This is a genomic window from Shewanella xiamenensis, from assembly GCF_014647135.1.
Taxonomy (GTDB): Bacteria; Pseudomonadota; Gammaproteobacteria; order Enterobacterales; family Shewanellaceae; genus Shewanella; species Shewanella xiamenensis.
This window is the reverse complement of record NZ_BMOP01000008.1, coordinates 39,836-55,987: the sequence shown is the minus strand read 5'-3', so window position 1 is coordinate 55,987 and position 16,152 is coordinate 39,836. Positions and strand designations below refer to the sequence as shown.

Annotated in this window: 16 protein-coding genes; 7 read left to right on the top strand and 9 right to left on the bottom strand. The window is 46.2% G+C overall.

Annotated features, from left to right (window positions below; translation table 11 throughout):
• From IEY09_RS09330 to nfuA, 5 genes are all read left to right on the top strand, one after another.
• Positions 1–678: a response regulator transcription factor gene (locus IEY09_RS09330; protein WP_088586358.1), complete on the top strand. Its 678-nt coding sequence runs from the start codon at positions 1–3 to the stop codon at positions 676–678.
• Positions 665–1,909 carry a sensor histidine kinase gene (locus IEY09_RS09325; protein WP_188870806.1) on the top strand — a complete coding sequence of 415 codons (1,245 nt, stop codon included), beginning with the start codon at positions 665–667 and terminating at the stop codon, positions 1,907–1,909. The genes IEY09_RS09330 and IEY09_RS09325 overlap by 14 nt, the downstream gene beginning before the upstream one ends.
• Positions 1,910–2,082: 173 nt before the next feature.
• Positions 2,083–2,847: a nucleoside-specific channel-forming Tsx family protein gene (locus tag IEY09_RS09320; protein ID WP_088586356.1), complete on the top strand. Its 765-nt coding sequence runs from the start codon at positions 2,083–2,085 to the stop codon at positions 2,845–2,847.
• Positions 2,848–2,929: 82 nt separating this feature from the next.
• Positions 2,930–4,678, top strand: a complete 1,749-nt coding sequence (gene urdA, locus IEY09_RS09315; protein WP_188870804.1) for a urocanate reductase — start codon at positions 2,930–2,932, stop codon at positions 4,676–4,678.
• Positions 4,679–4,929: 251 nt separating this feature from the next.
• Positions 4,930–5,508, top strand: a complete 579-nt coding sequence (nfuA, locus tag IEY09_RS09310; RefSeq protein WP_037423725.1) for a Fe-S biogenesis protein NfuA — start codon at positions 4,930–4,932, stop codon at positions 5,506–5,508.
• A gap of 67 nt (positions 5,509–5,575) precedes the next feature.
• On the opposite strand, the gene IEY09_RS09305 is transcribed toward nfuA, so the two are convergent.
• Together IEY09_RS09305 and IEY09_RS09300 are read right to left on the bottom strand one after the other, a co-directional pair.
• Positions 5,576–7,513 carry an alpha/beta hydrolase family protein gene (locus IEY09_RS09305; RefSeq protein ID WP_144345314.1) on the bottom strand — a complete coding sequence of 646 codons (1,938 nt, stop codon included), beginning with the start codon at positions 7,511–7,513 and terminating at the stop codon, positions 5,576–5,578.
• Between the two features lie 337 nt (positions 7,514–7,850).
• A complete protein-coding gene (locus tag IEY09_RS09300; RefSeq protein ID WP_188870802.1) occupies positions 7,851–9,224 on the bottom strand; it encodes an MATE family efflux transporter in 1,374 nt (457 codons plus the stop codon).
• Between the two features lie 22 nt (positions 9,225–9,246).
• On the opposite strand from IEY09_RS09300, the gene IEY09_RS09295 reads away from it, so the two are divergent.
• A complete protein-coding gene (locus IEY09_RS09295; RefSeq protein ID WP_188870800.1) occupies positions 9,247–10,293 on the top strand; it encodes a polysaccharide deacetylase family protein in 1,047 nt (348 codons plus the stop codon).
• A 15-nt stretch (positions 10,294–10,308) separates the two neighbouring features.
• On the opposite strand, the gene IEY09_RS09290 is transcribed toward IEY09_RS09295, so the two are convergent.
• The 5 genes from IEY09_RS09290 to IEY09_RS09270 all read right to left on the bottom strand — a co-directional run bounded on the left by IEY09_RS09290 (position 10,309) and on the right by IEY09_RS09270 (position 14,495).
• Complete coding sequence (locus IEY09_RS09290) at positions 10,309–10,938, bottom strand: SCO family protein (protein ID WP_188870895.1); 630 nt, start codon at positions 10,936–10,938, stop codon at positions 10,309–10,311.
• Between the two features lie 54 nt (positions 10,939–10,992).
• Positions 10,993–11,895 carry a heme o synthase gene (gene cyoE / locus IEY09_RS09285; RefSeq protein WP_188870798.1) on the bottom strand — a complete coding sequence of 301 codons (903 nt, stop codon included), beginning with the start codon at positions 11,893–11,895 and terminating at the stop codon, positions 10,993–10,995.
• A 17-nt stretch (positions 11,896–11,912) separates the two neighbouring features.
• Positions 11,913–12,971, bottom strand: a complete 1,059-nt coding sequence (locus tag IEY09_RS09280) for a COX15/CtaA family protein (protein WP_188870796.1) — start codon at positions 12,969–12,971, stop codon at positions 11,913–11,915.
• On the bottom strand, positions 12,971–13,516 hold the full coding sequence (locus tag IEY09_RS09275) for a redox-active disulfide-containing membrane protein (protein ID WP_188870794.1): 546 nt from the start codon (positions 13,514–13,516) through the stop codon (positions 12,971–12,973). The genes IEY09_RS09280 and IEY09_RS09275 overlap by 1 nt, the downstream gene beginning before the upstream one ends.
• Before the next feature lie 67 nt (positions 13,517–13,583).
• On the bottom strand, positions 13,584–14,495 hold the full coding sequence (locus IEY09_RS09270; protein WP_172588811.1) for an SURF1 family protein: 912 nt from the start codon (positions 14,493–14,495) through the stop codon (positions 13,584–13,586).
• Between IEY09_RS09270 and IEY09_RS09265 the strand changes: the two genes are divergently transcribed.
• Complete coding sequence (locus IEY09_RS09265; RefSeq protein WP_188870791.1) at positions 14,440–14,670, top strand: DUF2909 family protein; 231 nt, start codon at positions 14,440–14,442, stop codon at positions 14,668–14,670. The two genes, IEY09_RS09270 and IEY09_RS09265, sit on opposite strands and share 56 nt — an antisense overlap.
• Positions 14,671–14,698: 28 nt before the next feature.
• Here IEY09_RS09265 and IEY09_RS09260 read toward each other — a convergent pair whose 3' ends face one another.
• Together IEY09_RS09260 and IEY09_RS09255 are read right to left on the bottom strand one after the other, a co-directional pair.
• The gene (locus tag IEY09_RS09260; RefSeq protein WP_188870790.1) at positions 14,699–15,574 is read right to left on the bottom strand and encodes a cytochrome c oxidase subunit 3; all 876 of its coding nucleotides are present in this window, start codon (positions 15,572–15,574) and stop codon (positions 14,699–14,701) included.
• Complete coding sequence (locus IEY09_RS09255; RefSeq protein ID WP_188870788.1) at positions 15,571–16,152, bottom strand: cytochrome c oxidase assembly protein; 582 nt, start codon at positions 16,150–16,152, stop codon at positions 15,571–15,573. The genes IEY09_RS09260 and IEY09_RS09255 overlap by 4 nt, the downstream gene beginning before the upstream one ends.

Below are 16,152 nucleotides of genomic sequence, written 5' to 3'. Positions count from 1 at the left end.
ATGTTGGTATTACTGGTTGAAGACAATCGGCTTCTTTCTAACAACATCATCCAATATCTTGAATTGAGTGGCATAGAGTGTGATTACGCGTTCAACCTAGCGCAAGCCGAAATATTGATCAGCCAGCAGCAGTTTGACGCCATTATTCTCGATCTTAATTTACCGGATGGTGATGGCATTGAGGCGTGTGAACGCTGGAAAGCACAGTGCATTCCCTCACCAGTAATCATGTTAACTGCACGTAGTAGTCTGAATGATCGCTTGAGTGGTTTTGCTGTTGGCGCGGACGATTATTTAGTCAAACCCTTTGCGATGGAGGAGCTGGTCGCGCGGCTAAAGGTGGTTGCCCAGCGCCGTCCCGCGCCCCAAAGGTTGGCTATTGGTGACCTAGAAATCGATTTTGCAAACCACATGGTGTATCGGCAAGGGCAACTGCTGGTTTTGTCTAAAACCGGATGGCAGATCCTGGCTTTATTAGCGCGTCGTAGTCCAGAAACCGTGAGTAGAGAAGAGATTGAGCGAATGCTTTGGCCCGACTGTGCACCAGATAGTGACAGCTTGCGCAGCCATATTCATCTTTTGCGCCGAGTGATCGATCGCCCCTTTGAGCGGCAAATATTACATACAATTCGTGGCGTTGGCTTAAGCCTTAGGGATGACATCAATGCAAGCGCCTAAATTTAGCCTTAAGCGTAGCTATCAAGTGTGGGGAGTGATTTTTCTATTAATAACCTTAGGCGTGAATAGTTTTATCCCGCTTTGCATGATGTGTGCAGGTATGATTTCTATGCATGAAGTCACAATGCATAATGCAGGGCAAGCAGCCGAAGCATTACTGAAGGTGGCGCAGCCAACTCAGCAACCATTACAGCATCAGCCGATTCTAAAAACCGATAACTTAACCGTCTATTCTCATTGGCTAGATATTCCGCCACACATTCGTGAGTTAAGTCACAATGAAGTCTTAACAGATGCGAGCAAAATTCGCTATGAGCATGCAGAAGGCCCCATTGTTAACGCGCTGAGTGTGTACTACCCCCAAGCTGGCCAGCCGCTCTACGTTTGGCTGCAGTTTAGTGTTACCCATGACTTGCAATTTGCCCCTAAAAACATGACGGCCATTTTGCTGCTAGTGCTGATAACCTTCTGTGCCAGTGCAAGCTTAGCGTTTTATATGCAAAGCAAAGTGATTACGCCTGTGCATCAAATTAGCCATGCGATTAAGCAGCATGACTGGGAAGCCGGAGGCAAACTGAGTTTGCCGCAACAAGAATATGCTGAATTAAAAGCTATTGTTGATGCTTTAGATAACTCGATTTTACAGCTTCAAGAGGCTCAGCAACGCGAACTTAATTTTTTACGCTTTGCTAGCCATGAGTTAAGAACGCCAGTTGCCATATGCCAATCTTCATTCGAAATCCTCGCATTACAACAAGGTGAGCTTACAGGGCCAACGCTGTATGCTTCCCAAGCGACCAATCAAATGAAGTCACTCATTGAAACCTTACTGTGGTTGACTAATAAAGAGTGTTCCAGCTTAGAAAAGGAAAACGTCGCGTTATCGCCTTTACTTGCCAGTATTATCGAGGAGCAGCAACGGGTTCATGGTCATGAGCAAAAAATTCAATTATTTTCTGACGATACTTGTTTGCCCGTTCAACTTCATCCGCTAAAAATAATATTAAGCAATTTATTAAGGAATAGTATTGAACATGGTGGGATGGATATTAGCATTACTCAAGATGGTTATTATGTAGAAATAACTAATTCCTATAATAGTAATGGTCGCCATGGATTTGGTTTAGGGCTTTTACTGGTGAAGCGCCTCGCAAATCAACTGGGTTGGATTTTTACTAGCTCATCTAAAAATAATTTATTTACCGCTAGATTAGAAATATCTAACAATTAAATAATTGGAGTTGTAATTTTACTGCATAAAACCACACACTTTTAAAATGCAAAAGCACTGTCGTGCTTAGATCACATAGTCATCATATTATTCGTAGTAACGTTATTATATAAAGTTTACTGGTTGGCAGGTATTTAAAAATACTTCCTAGAATACATGGTTGAGAGGGTTCTATGTGTAAAAAAAGTGTGGCATCTATTTTAGTTAGTACAATAGTATTTAGTGGTTCAGTATGTGCTGATGTGAATAAAACTAGCGTGGATTTAGGTTATAAGTTTTATACCAGTGACGCAAAACATGATAACCCAGGTGTTTTTAATCAGCCTTTTGTAAAGTTGAATCATTTGGGAATTGCTGATTGGGGGACTTACTTTGCTAATCTTAAGCTCGAAAATCCTGCTGAAATCGCGGAAAATCAGAAGCACCTTGATGGCAAAACTACCATTAAGTCATTATTGATACTTGAAAATAAGCTCGGAGAATCGCAGTTCAACTTTTGGACTCAGAACTTTATCTCTGCGAGTGAAACGCTAGTGGAAGATAATATTTATTTAGGTGTTACCCATAATGCAAAAATTCAAAATCTATCACTCAACTATGGGGTCGGTTTAAATTATACCATTGGTAGCTTTTCCCCTACCTCTGAGAAGTTTAACGACCTGTCAGGTTATGCAGTAGTTTTAAATGCAAAGTATCCGTTTGAATTACTAGGGTTTAAACATAGCTTAAGTTTGAATTATGAGGCGCAAATTGATAGAGATAAAGCGCATCAAGCATTATTTTCATATGACAGCTATGGCCATCAGATAATCACAACATTACAAACAAGCCTCACTGATTCAATTTTTTCAAAAATATATGTCACTCATTATGATAGCTGGGGATCACAATATAATGATGGGATTGAATACGGTGTATCTGTTGGTTATCAGTTTTAATCGGTTATCGAATTTTAATAAGTTAAATCTCATTTAATTTGGTGTTGTTCTATTTTTCATCAAAAATAATAAGGGAATTGTAATGCAATATAAAAAATCCATTATTGGTATTGCTGTCACTGCAACAGTAATTATTGCTGGCTGTCAAGTGACCCATCAAATAGTAAAAAGCCAGGGAACAGCTCAAGGTAAGCATGGCGAAGTGCAGGTCGAAACCACATTTAAAGACGGACATATTGTTGCGATTGATGTACTCAAGCAAAAGGAAAATAAAGTCCTTGCTGGCGCCGTATTTAAAGATGTTAAACAGGCAATTATTGATAATAACTCTATCGAGGTTGACGGCATTGCTGGCGCCACCGTAACGTCTAAAGCGCTTAAAGAAGCTGTGGGGAAAAGTATTGAAGCCGCGGGAGTTACTCTTGTTGCAACGGCTTCTGCTAAGAAAAGTGAGGCGTTAACCCCTGCAGAATATACCTATGATGTGGTGATTATTGGCTCGGGTGGAGCAGGTTTTAGCGCGGGTTTAGAGGCGAAAGCTGCAGGTCGCTCCGCTGTTATTATTGAAAAAATGCCAATTATTGGTGGTAACTCATTGATCTCTGGCGCTGAGATGAATGTGGCCGGTAGTTGGGTGCAAAAAAATATGGGGATTACCGATAGCAAAGAGCTGTTTATAAGCGACACGCTAAAAGGTGGCGATTTCAAAGGTGATCCTGAAATGGTTAAAACCATGGTCGATAATGCCGTCGGTGCAGCAGAATGGCTAAGGGATTACGTCAAAGTAGAATTCTACCCAGATCAATTATTTCAGTTTGGTGGACACAGCGTTAAACGGGCATTAATCCCTAAAGGTCATACTGGGGCTGAGGTCATTAGTAAGTTTTCGATTAAAGCTGATGAAGTCGGTTTACCGATCCATACCAATACTAAGGCTGAAAAGTTAATCCAAGATCAAACGGGTCGCATTGTGGGTGTAGAAGCGACACATAATGGTAAAACCATTACTTACCATGCTAAACGCGGTGTTGTGATTGCGACGGGTGGTTTCTCCTCTAATATGGAGATGCGTAAGAAATACAATCCAGAACTCGACGAGCGCTATGGTAGTACAGGCCATGCGGGCGGCACCGGTGATGGCATTGTTATGGCAGAGAAAATTCACGCAGCGGCTAAAAACATGGGATATATCCAGTCATATCCTATTTGTAGCCCAACCTCGGGCGCGATAGCCTTGATTGCAGACTCTCGTTTTTTTGGTGCGGTGTTAATCAACCAGAAGGGTGAGCGTTTTGTTGAGGAATTGGAGCGTCGAGATGTGATTTCACAGGCTATTCTAGCCCAGCCAGGCCGCTATACTTATGTGCTTTGGAATCAAGACATTGAAAACGTTGCCCATACAGTTGAAATGCATCAAGGTGAACTGAAGGAATTCACAAAAGATGGGCTAATGTACAAGGTCGATACCCTAGAAGAAGCCGCTAAAGTCTTTAATATTCCTGAAGATAAGCTGTTATCAACGATTAAAGACGTTAATCACTATGCCGCAACAGGAAAGGATGAGGCCTTTAATCATCGCTCAGGATTAGTCGATTTAAGTAAAGGACCTTATTGGATTTTAAAAGCGACACCTTCTGTGCACCATACGATGGGCGGCCTTGTGGTTGATACACGTACTCGTGTACTGGATGAACAAGGAAAAGTCATTCCGGGCTTATTTGCTGCGGGTGAAGTGACGGGGTTAACCCATGGAACCAATCGTCTCGGTGGTAATGCTTATACAGATATCATTGTTTTTGGCCGTATCGCCGGACAAGAAGCCGCAAAATAATTTGTCTTTTATAGGATCTTTTTAGCGACTCAATTGAGTCGCTTTTCTTTTTATTAATGCTTGTTTACTCATGCATAATGCTGATGTTTAAGTGTTATTTATAAATTGCTAAATAAGGCTTGAATCGTGATCACTATGGCAAAAATCCATAAACTTGCGCCCAAGGGGACTACAAAGCGCGAGTGACTAGGAGTATCATACGGCTAATTCTTACTAAAACACTCAGGTATCCCCTGACGGAGCTGGTTTCCATGATTACGATTTCCGATGCGGCTCAAGCCCATTTTGTAAAGTTGTTAGCAGATCAACCTGAAGGCACTCATATTCGTGTATTTGTGATAAGCCCAGGTACCGCACAAGCTGAGTGTGGCGTGTCTTACTGTCCACCTGATGCCGTTGAGAGCGATGATATTGAATTAGCATTCAATGGCTTTAGCGCTATGGTAGACGAAAAGAGTGCACCTTTCTTAGAAGAAGCCTCAATTGACTTTGTGACCGATCAATTAGGTTCGCAATTAACCCTTAAAGCGCCAAACGCGAAAATGCGTAAAGTTGCGGGTGATGCGCCTTTAGTGGAGCGTATCGAATACGTGATCCAATCAGAAATCAACCCACAATTAGCAAGCCATGGCGGCAACATTATGTTGGTGGAGATCACCAAAGAAGGCGTTGCAGTATTGCAGTTCGGCGGCGGTTGTAATGGTTGTTCGCAAGTGGATATCACCTTAAAGGATGGTATCGAAAAACAACTGTTAGATATGTTCCCAGGTGAATTAACGGGTGTGCGTGACGTAACCGATCACCAACACGGTGAGCATTCTTACGCTTAAGCTTTTGAGTTGAGCTAAATATAAAAAACGCGACCTTGAGTCGCGTTTTTTATATTTGGCTTTGATGCTACAACTGAGTTTTTAGGTTATCTGCTAAAAACTTATCCAGCGCCTTAAAGGTGGTTAATCTGTGGTCATTGTTACTCAAATAATGGTCACCATTTTCAAGCTCAATATATTCGACGTTTTTCTTACGAGATTTTAGCTCGTCAAACATTTCGCGGCTGTGTTGTACCTTGACCACTCGGTCCTTATCGCCATGCAGTAGTAATACTGGGATGGTGATCTTATCGGCTTTGCTGATGGGCGAGCGTTCATAGAGGACGTTAAAGTCATCGCCAATTTGTTCTTTGACGACTTCATAATTGGTAAAACGGCGACTGGATTTTACTAGGTAAGCTACGTCTGTCACCCCAGCAACACTGACTGCGCAGCGATACAGTTCGGGTGTCATTGCGGCGCCCATGAGTGCTGCATAACCACCATAACTCGCGCCGACAATACAGATACGTTGCGGATCGCTAATCCCTTGATTGATTAGGTAACGCGTGCCATCTTCCACATCGTTTTGCATTTCGAGCCCCCAGCTTTTTAGGCCGGCTTTCATAAACTCATAGCCATAGCCTGCTGAACCCCGAAAGTTCATTCTGAATACTGCGTAGCCACGGTTGGCAAAAAACTGTGCCCAATAATCGAAGTCATTACTGTCGTAACTAATGGGGCCGCCGTGGGGGAAGATAATGGTTGGCAGTTGCTTGGCTTCGAGGCCCTTTGGCACTGTCAGGTAAGCATCGATTTTGAGTTTATCCCGCGCTTCGTAGCTTAAGTATTGCGTGTCGGCGAGTTGCTCGCTGCTGAGCTTGCTATATCTCTCAGCAATCGGAAACAGCGCCTTCTCATCCCTATCGCCAAAGTAATAAGTGCCGGGCTGAGTCGAGCTGGTGGAGTAGACGATATAGCGGCGTTCATTGGCGCTAAATTGGGTGATGTAGTTGTGAGCATTGGGTAATACCGCTTTCAGCCCATTTTGTAGGCCCGCATATTCAGGATCCCAAAAAGTATACTCTTCGCCATCACCCTCACTGATCCCAATAACTTTTTTCTTTAATTCTGAATAGATGAGATCGCCTTCGACATCGGTATTTTCGTTGGCGTACACCAGCTCCTTGGTGAGCTTAGGATCGGTTAAATTCACCTTAAAGATAGCTTCAAATCCTTGGTGATAGGCGCGTACGTACAGAATATTCGGGTCGGCATCAAACCCCAGTGGCCAGACACTCTCTTCAGAGAAAGCTTTAAAGCTCCAAAGCAAGCGAGACTCTGCTTTTTGTTCGGGCTGTTCGTAGATGCGGTATTCAGTATCATCGTTATAGATGGAAATTCGGACCTTGTGCTGCCTGTCGGTAACCCAGCCGATGATATTACGCTTAGCATTTTGAATGTAGGAGGACTTTCCCTGTGACAGATTGACTTTGAGTACGCTGTCTTCCCCTACATTTTGGCCCATGCCATCAAGGGATAGCAGAATATGTTCCGAGTCATCTGGCATCAGATCGATAATTTGCCCTTGATGTTGTGGGATCCAACTGAGTCGATCGATAACACTAGGAGCGAGTACACTCGAAGTCTTTCGTGTGGTTAAATCGTACTTAACTAGGCGGGTTTCGGTTGTTGGTGTTCCATAACGATTTGCTGGAAACTGAGCTTTTATTAACAATGTAGTATTGTTTGCCCACCTTAACGACAGCATTACAAATTTTTGGTTATCAGTATGAACTGCAACGCCTTTTTCACCCGTTTCTAAATCGAGAATGCTGACAACGGTTCCCTTGAGTTTAGGTTGTTCGACACGAACAATGGAGGCAATTTTTTTACCATCGGGTGACAATTGCACAGAGCTGACATCGGGAATACTAGCAAAAGCCTCGACGGGAAGTTGTGGTACCGTTTGGGCAAGCAGTGGCAGGCTTAGCCACAGGAGCAGTAGAGGTAAAATCCTTTTCATTTTATATCACATTTATATTACAAAAGTTGTGCGTATATTAATCGGTCAAACCTAAGTAAGCTACTGTCTTTACTGAGTTAGCTAGGGCGTGTTGACATTTCAGGGTTATTTTTGCAGCAATGTGGCTGGCTTTTATGCAAGGCAAAGTCCGTGCAGTGTAGTTATTCTACATAAACGGACGATAACGCGGCAGAAAAGCCAGCCAAATGCTGCCCGAAGGGTTCGTCTGGCAAGCCCTTGCTCTTTGTCACTCGTCATTTGAGTAGAATAACTACACATCATTCCTCGTTTCGCGAGCACTTGCTTGCCAGAACGAACAAAATCTAATCTCGAAACGTCAACACGCCCTAACAATAAATGTCTTACTAAAGCGATAATGTGCTGCAAGGGTCAGGCTACGCATTAACATAAAGGCTGTCATGGCCGCCCACAGAGCATGGTTAGCCTGCTCAGAAGGCAATAGCGATTGTAGTAAATACCATGTCGGAAAGAAGGCGCCAAATGTCGCAATAATCATGCTATTACGCATCACTTTACCCTGCGCCGCACCGATATAAACACCATCGAATAGGTAAGAGCTAAAAGACCAAAGCGGTAGCAATACCAACCAAATCAGATAAGTCTGTGCTGTGGTTCTGACCTTATCAATACTGGTCAACAGTTCGATAATATGGCTTCCCCAAAGGCTAAAGATCAGTGTAAACCCAACTGCTGTGATGGCAGACCAACACCAAGCCAGCACCACGGCTTCATGCAATTGCTGCGCACGCTTTTGACCATAGGCTTTGCCCACTTCGGCCTCGGCATAATAGGCGATGCCATCGAGGGCGTAGGAGATTAATAGCAGTAAATTCAATAACACTGCATTGGCTGCGACGGTATTGTCCCCAAGGCCTGCACCGTGAAAGGTCATAAAGGCGAAGGCAGCTTGCAGGCATAGGCTGCGGATAAAAATATCGCTATTGAGTTTGAGCAGTTTGCCGTAACCGGCAAACGTCAGATGGACACGCAATTGGTCAAATTTAAATTGAGACGACAGCTTAAGCTGTTGTAATACCATGTAGAGCGCAACGCTAAAGGCGGTGATGTCGGCACATACTGAAGCGAGTGCTGCGCCTTTTACGCCCCAGCCGAATCCCATTACAAACAGTACATCGAGTATAATATTGGCTAAATTGGCGAGGATAAGCTGCCACATCGCCGCCTTGGGTTGTTGCCGGCCAAGGAGCCAGCCGAGCATAACTAAATTGAGTAGGGCGAATGGCGTCGACCAAACGCGGACTTGAAAATATTCTCGGCAATAACGCTCCACTTCCATACTCGCCTCGGAGAGGCCGAGCGCTAAATTCAATATCGGGAGCTGCAATAGGATCACCGCGATACCCAGTCCAGTCGCCAGCATCGCGCCTTGAACCAGCAATTTTAATTGGCTCGCGGTATCGTTTGCGCCATAGGCCTGTGCGACTAAGCCTGTGGTCGCCATTCGTAAAAAGCCTAATAACCAAATGATTAATGTGATAATCGTTGACCCGAGTGCGACGCCCCCTAAATAATAGGCGTCACTCAAATGCCCTATCACAGCGGTATCCACTAATCCCAATAACGGAACTGTGATATTGGAGAGGATCATCGGCAGTGCAAGCGCGAACAGTTGGCGATTTTTAGCGCCATTAAACAGCAGCGCGAGTGCGGTAGATTTTGCAGTAGTCATTGATATTGGAGGTATTCACATTATGGTTAAACGTGCGTTATTGGCACTCTTCGGGTTGATGACTTTTTCGGCCAATGCCGTGGTCATTTTACAGTATCACCATGTGTCAGAAACCACGCCGGCGGCGACGAGCGTCACGCCTGCACAATTTCGTGAGCAAATGCAGTTCTTGGCGGATGATGGCTTTAAGGTGATTCCGTTATCGCAGGTGGTCGAAGCGATAAAAAACAAACAAGATTTACCCGCCAAAACGGTGGCGATTACTTTCGATGATGGTTATCGCAGCATTGCGACCACAGCGCATCCCATCCTAAAGGAATTTGGTTTTCCCTACACCTTATTTGTGGCAATTGAGCCTATTAAACAAAAGTTTACCGAGATGATGACTTGGGAGCAGCTCATCACGCTCTCCAAAGAAGGGGCCGATATTGCTAACCACAGCTGGGCCCATGAGCATCTGATCCGCAGGCTGGACAATGAATCTCAAAGCCAATGGTTGGCGCGAATTAAGGCCAATATTCAGGACACCGAAAATGCGATTCGCGAGGCAACGGGGCAGAATTTTAAAATGCTGGCCTATCCCTATGGCGAATACAATCAAGCGATTCAAGACATGTTGACCGAAAACGGCTTCGTTGCCTTTGGCCAGCAGTCAGGGGCGGCGGGGCCTTATTCGCCACTCACGGCGCTGCCGCGCTTCCCTGTGGCGGGGCAATATGCGGATTTAAAGAGCCTAAAAGCCAAGTTATACAGCCTCAATATGCCAGTGCTTGAGCAAACACCTAGCGATCCTGAGCTTAAGGGCGGAAATTGGCGCCCCGAGCTTAAGGTGAAGCTCGATATGAGCGATATTTCGGCCAAGCAAGTGATGTGTTATATCCAAGGGCAAGGCGCTAAAACACCTACTTGGTTAAGTGAAAACGAGTTTAGCATTCAAGCCGATTTAGCCTTGCCAGCTGGCCGCTCGCGCTACAACTGTACGGCACCAAGTAAGACGCGCAATGGTTTTTACTGGTTTTCTCAGCCTTGGGTGAGACCCAAAGACGACGGTTCTTGGGTCAAAGAATAGTCTCATCTGCGATGGCTATTTAGGTTTATAGCTGTTGACGATTTTATCGAAGTCGCTGATTAAGGCCTCGTTTAGAATCTGAGGTGCTTTACCTAAGGTGACTGCGGGTTTAAACACCGCTACCCGCGTGCCTTGAGGGGAAACCAGCACATAGCCCGCACTATGATCGACCTGATAATTTTCTCCTTCACCTACCATAGCGTAGGTGAGTCCTAGGCTGCGGGTGAGGGGGAAGATTTGGGTTTGCTCACCCGTCACCGCCTTAAACTCAGGATTAAAGAAATTCACGTAAGTGAGGAGTTTATCTGGGGTGTCCCGCTTCGGATCTACGGATAAAAACACGATTTGAATGGGCGCAATTTTTTTCAGCTCAGGATAGGCGGCGGCGAGTTTGTTTAAGGTGGTCGGGCAGACATCGGGGCAATAGGTAAAGCCGATAAAGAATAGACTCCATTGGTCCTTCAAACTTGCATTGGTAAAGGGTTGTTGATGTTGATCGACAAGCTCAAAGGGCGCTAGCTCGAACGCCTCGGGAAACAAAAAACCGCTCTCTAACTCAACGGGCTTAGGTGGATTGAACTTTACTGCAAATAGTCCGCCCAATCCTATTAATAGAATCGCTATCACTAAGATCTTGTTGGAGATTCTTGTTTGCATATTTTGTCCTTTGACCATGCTCGCCCCATTGCTCGTTGCACATTAAGCCCAAAGATAGTGGTCGAGCAGTAATGCCATGAATAACAACATTAAATGATAAATCGAAAAACGAAACACCTGCATCGCCAGCCCTTCGCTGTCCTGATACTTTAACTGCCACGCTTTATAAATAAATCCCGTGCTGAGCAAGCTTGAGCACACAAAGTAGAGCGGTCCACTCATCCCGACTAGTACGGGCAATAGACAAGCAATCGCCAGCAAAATCGTATAGAGCAAGATACAGGTCTTAGTAAATTCTACCCCATGGGTCACGGGTAGCATGGGAATATCCACTTTGGCATATTCTGCGCGTCTGTGAATCGCCAGCGCCCAAAAATGCGGCGGCGTCCACAGGAATATGATGATGACGAGCAATAGCGCATGACCATGGAATTGATTCGTCACCGCCGTCCAACCCAAGAGCGGCGGCATCGCACCCGCTAAACCGCCAATGACAATGTTTTGTGGCGTGGCCCGTTTTAAATAGGCGGTATAAATCAAGGCGTAACCAATCAAGCTGGCAAAGGTGAGCCAAGCGGTGAGTGGATTAGTAAAAACATAGAGGATTACAAAACCTAGGCTGCCTAAGAGTGCCGCAAACAACAGCGCCCTCGTCGCCGAAACTCGGCCCTTGGGCAGCGGACGGTTATAGGTGCGTGCCATCATGCCGTCGATTCGCCTGTCAATCAGATGGTTCAAGGCGGCGGCCGACCCCGCCATCATAGCGATGCCGAGCAAGCCTGCCACTAAAGGTTTAACGGGCAGTATGGTGGGCATGGCTAAACACATGCCGACTAAGACGGTGAGCAGCATTAAGGCCACCACCTTAGGTTTGGTCATCTCGAAATAGGCACGCCAAGCCAAGTGAACACTGGGGTTACTGCTGATAGAAAGTGGTTTTGCCATGATAAATCCCCCGATGATTAAGGTGCCCTGCGCCAAAGGAAATAGTTAATCGCGACTAAGGTGAGTAGTAACAGCGCCGCGCCGCCATTGTGGGAAACGGCAATCCCCAGTGGTAAATGCATCACCACGTTTGAAATCCCTAAACTCACCTGCAGTATCACTAAGGCGACCAACAACAGGCTTAGAGCCTTGAGCTGGGTGCTGAAAAATAACCGATAGGCGAGCAACAACAATAGACTGGCGGTAATGATGGCGCCAACACGGTGGGCGATATGAATGGTCATGCGCGCATGGTAATCCAATACGCCAAATTCAAAGCTTGGATGTTGCCCTTGGAAAGGGGAAAACGCATCGGCAATCGCGAGATTATCCATCCAATTACCTTCGCAAATCGGCAGAGACGTGCAGGCGAGGGCGGCATAGTTGGAGGAGGTCCAAGCGCCGAGCATGATTTGGCCGATAAGCACCACCAGACTTAGCAACGCCAGTTTCGGTAAGTGTTTACTCTGGCCGAGAAATTTAAGGCTCGTGCCTATCCGCGAACCATGGGCGCCATTAAATCCTGCGCTCGCAACACGCTGATTGTGAATATCAGCGGTTTCGAAAATTCGCCTCGGACGTGTTCGCAGATACAGCAAGAGCAGGAGCGAGAGCAAGCTAAAGCCGCCAATTAAATGGGACATCACGACAATCGGCATTAATTTCATTGTCACAGTCCACATCCCCAACGCCGCCTGAAAGATGATGAGTAACACTATGGCAAAGGGCAGCTTTTTTGGGGCTTGGGATGTTTTCAAGCAAAGGATCAAAATCAGTAACACTAGGATGCCCAAGGCGCCCGCGATATACCTGTGGATCATCTCGAGCCAGGCTTTTTCGGGATGGATATCGTGGTCGGGAAACAGGGTTTGGGCATGGGAGATCTCATGGTCGTGGGTGGGTACTTTGATATGGCCGTAACAACCGGGCCAATCTGGGCAGCCAAGTCCTGCGTCCGAGAGCCGAGTGTAAGCCCCCATTAAAATTACTAACAGGGTAAAGACTATGGTGATGCGTAGGAGCCAAGTCAGTTGCATTAGTCTACCCTCGAGAGTTTTAATAACTTACGCAGATCCGCGACCAAGGCTTTACCCTGAGCTAAATGCGCCGCCTTACCTTGCACTTGGGGATAACGCAGCACGAGTGCGCCGAGTGGATCGACAATAATCAGCTGCTGTTGGTCAAGCCAATGGCTGAGGCTTTGGCTGGCGGGCTGAGTGTTGAAGTTAAAGCTGGTTAATGCGTTTAAGTCACTGTCTGGATTCACAAGAATAAGCGGTTCGACGCGAGCCTGATCTGGCCCTAAGGCGGTATGACTCTGACGCAGGATATACAAGCGTTCGCGGCAAGCTTCATCGCACTTTGCGGGCAATAAATACAGCAGTTGCCATTCCTTAGGCTGAGGATTGTTAAGGCCAAGACTGGTATAGCTGGTTTCTGGGCTGATGAGCTCACCGTAGTTGGTGGAGCCGCCTTGATACCAATGCATGCTCAGCACTAACTTAGCGATGACCACAGGCGCGATAAAGGCCAGTAGTAATAACCCCAATGCGCGGTATTTGGCTGTTTGTTGGGAGTCCATATTTGCTCCTCTTATTGTCCCTAATGCTTTGTTTTATTGTTTTTTATTAACATCTTGCTGATATCTGTCACTCGGTCTTAGTCGCCTCCTTATCGGCTTGATGCCGTTGTCGTGATTTTTTGAGGTATTTCATTGTTTGCCAACCCATCAGCCCCGCAAACACAGTTGCCATGGCAAACCATTGCAATGCATAACCCCAATGTTTTTGGGCCGAGAGGGGGAAAGGCTGCCAAGGGTGGGGTAAGGCCTGCGCGGGTTGTAATTGGGGTAAGGCATCGGGTTGTAACACCGCGGGCAGGATAGGATGTCCTAACATTTGTGCCATTTCGGGTAGATTAAGATTTTGAAACCGAATCCGTTCGCCTTGTTCCGTGGTGAAGGGTTCTGCCAATAAGTGATGGCTTAAGGGATTAATCTGTTTTTGATAGAGACGGCCTGTAAGAGCCAGTTCACCGACTATGGGGCTGACTTCGGGCAAGGCATCTCGGTGGGATTTCGCGGCGATAAAGCCGAGTTCGAGTAACAACCAAGGCTGCTCGGTATTACTTGCCTGATTTGCTGACGTTATTTGCAGTAATTGAAAGGCGAGATAGCCCACTTGCCCTTGATAGACCTGATTGTCGAGTAACCAGATTTGTGGATTCGCGGGTTTTGCTTGAACTTGTAAGCGGTAGCCCGTGACGCTGCCTTTAGCCAATTCAGCGATGAGCTGTTCAGGATTGAGTGTGGCAGCGGATTGTCTTGCCTCCATTTGTGCGAGTAGTTCGGTTTTTTTAACTGCCCTATCCATTTGCCACAAACCTAGCTTGACCAAAACCACGAATACCACCACAGTCAATATCAGTAGTAACGACACTCCCCTATGCAACCAAATATATCTTGGTAACCAAATCAATTTGGTCAGCAAAACATAAGGATAGCGTATGAACATCCCGCTCATTTTTAAGTGTGTTTTAGTACTGCTGTTGCTGTTTATCATTTTTAACCTAGGCAGAGCCTTAATTATTATGGTTAAAGGTGACGACCAAACCGCTAAACACCCGGTGCCAATGAGCCGCTATTTGGGCCGAAGGGTGATATTTTCTGTACTGGTTATCCTGCTCTTGCTGGTGGCTTTAGGGACTGGACTGCTTGGTCTCAATCCCACGCCTTAAGTTTTCAACTTATTGTTTTAATGAATATTTAAAGTACATAAACAAAGATAAACAGGCAGAGCCAAACCACATCGACAAAGTGCCAGTACCAACTGCCTGCTTGGAAGGCAAAATGCTTATCCGCACTAAAGTGGCCTTTTAACACTCTGAAAAACAAGACTAATAGAAAGATAGTGCCCAAGGTGACATGCATGCCGTGGAAACCCGTCAGCAGGAAAAAGGTGTTGCCATACACGCCCGAGGTGAGCGTTAGCCCCATCTCATGGTAGGCATGGCTATATTCCTCCGCCTGCAAAGCAAGGAAGCTAATTCCCAGTAAAATCGTGAGCCCTAGCCAGAGGGTGATGGCCGAACGCTTACCCTTTTCTAAGCTGATATGGGCAAAATGCAGCGTGACTGAGGAAGTCAGCAGCACAATCGTGTTGATTAGCGGTAGCCCATTCCATGGCATGGCTTCGGTTTTGGTGCCATCTGGCGTGGTGAGGAGTGGCCAAACGGCTTCGAAGTGTGGCCACAGGACTTCGTGGGTCATGGCATTGTTGGAGGCACCGCCTAGCCAAGGCACTGCGACCATGCGGGCGTAAAATAAGGCACCGAAGAAGGCGGCAAAGAACATCACCTCGGAGAAGATGAACCAGCTCATGCCTTGGCGAAACGATCTGTCCATTTGATGGGAATAGAGGCCCGTCATCGATTCTTGGATCACGGTTCTAAACCAGCCTACAAGCATAAATAAGATCACGGCAATTCCCGCAAATAGGATGTATCCACCTCCAGAGTTGCCGGATTTTAATTGTGTTACAAACTGCCCTGCGCCAAAAGCTATTAAGAATAAGCCAATAGCTCCCACAATTGGCCAAGCACTCTGGGCGGGGACGTAGTAAGTCTCATGTTTAGTGGTCATTTTGCAGCTCCTTGCTCTATGGCAGACGCTAACTGCTTGTCGGTAATGTCGTAGAGGGTGTAAGAGAGGGTTAAGGTGTGGATAGACTCGGGTAATTGAGGATCCACGAAGAAGATCAACGGTAGCTCGGCACGACTCGCGGCGGCTAAGTGTTGTTGGTTAAAACAAAAACATTCGGTTTTATTGAAATATGCCGCGCCTTGTCCGGGCGAAATAGAGGGAATCGCCTGGCCCACAGTCGCTCTATTCGAGACGTTTTGCGCCAGAAATGCCGTGTGAATGAGTTCTCCAGGATGCACTTCGAGCCGTTTCGTTTGTGGCTCAAATTTCCACGGCATTCCCGTCTGTACCTGCGAGATAAACTCCACTGTTACCACACGGTTCTTATCTACAGTGATCGCCTGATAACTGCTGGCAGTATTGGAGGTTTTGCCATTAATGCCCAGTTTTTCGCACAGCACATCGTAGAGCGGCACTAAGGCGAACCCAAAGCCAAACATCGCAAGGCAGCCCAACACCAGTAGGCTGATAAGCTTACGGTTGGACTTGATGTTGGGCTGATGGGGTTGGCCTTGCAT

Excerpts from the sequence above, each read along its gene's own strand:
- IEY09_RS09295 (WP_188870800.1), top strand. The coding sequence starts at position 9,247 with ATGGTTAAACGTGCGTTATTGGCACTCTTCGGGTTGATGACTTTTTCG.
- IEY09_RS09305 (WP_144345314.1), bottom strand. The coding sequence starts at position 7,513 with ATGAAAAGGATTTTACCTCTACTGCTCCTGTGGCTAAGCCTGCCACTG.
- IEY09_RS09325 (WP_188870806.1), top strand. The coding sequence starts at position 665 with ATGCAAGCGCCTAAATTTAGCCTTAAGCGTAGCTATCAAGTGTGGGGA.
- IEY09_RS09280 (WP_188870796.1), bottom strand. The coding sequence starts at position 12,971 with ATGCAACTGACTTGGCTCCTACGCATCACCATAGTCTTTACCCTGTTA.
- IEY09_RS09265 (WP_188870791.1), top strand. The coding sequence starts at position 14,440 with ATGAACATCCCGCTCATTTTTAAGTGTGTTTTAGTACTGCTGTTGCTG.
- IEY09_RS09330 (WP_088586358.1), top strand. The coding sequence starts at position 1 with ATGTTGGTATTACTGGTTGAAGACAATCGGCTTCTTTCTAACAACATC.
- urdA (WP_188870804.1), top strand. The coding sequence starts at position 2,930 with ATGCAATATAAAAAATCCATTATTGGTATTGCTGTCACTGCAACAGTA.
- cyoE (WP_188870798.1), bottom strand. The coding sequence starts at position 11,895 with ATGGCAAAACCACTTTCTATCAGCAGTAACCCCAGTGTTCACTTGGCT.
- IEY09_RS09270 (WP_172588811.1), bottom strand. The coding sequence starts at position 14,495 with ATGATAAACAGCAACAGCAGTACTAAAACACACTTAAAAATGAGCGGG.
- IEY09_RS09275 (WP_188870794.1), bottom strand. The coding sequence starts at position 13,516 with ATGGACTCCCAACAAACAGCCAAATACCGCGCATTGGGGTTATTACTA.
- IEY09_RS09300 (WP_188870802.1), bottom strand. The coding sequence starts at position 9,224 with ATGACTACTGCAAAATCTACCGCACTCGCGCTGCTGTTTAATGGCGCT.
- IEY09_RS09255 (WP_188870788.1), bottom strand. The coding sequence starts at position 16,152 with ATGCAAGGCCAACCCCATCAGCCCAACATCAAGTCCAACCGTAAGCTT.
- IEY09_RS09260 (WP_188870790.1), bottom strand. The coding sequence starts at position 15,574 with ATGACCACTAAACATGAGACTTACTACGTCCCCGCCCAGAGTGCTTGG.
- nfuA (WP_037423725.1), top strand. The coding sequence starts at position 4,930 with ATGATTACGATTTCCGATGCGGCTCAAGCCCATTTTGTAAAGTTGTTA.
- IEY09_RS09320 (WP_088586356.1), top strand. The coding sequence starts at position 2,083 with ATGTGTAAAAAAAGTGTGGCATCTATTTTAGTTAGTACAATAGTATTT.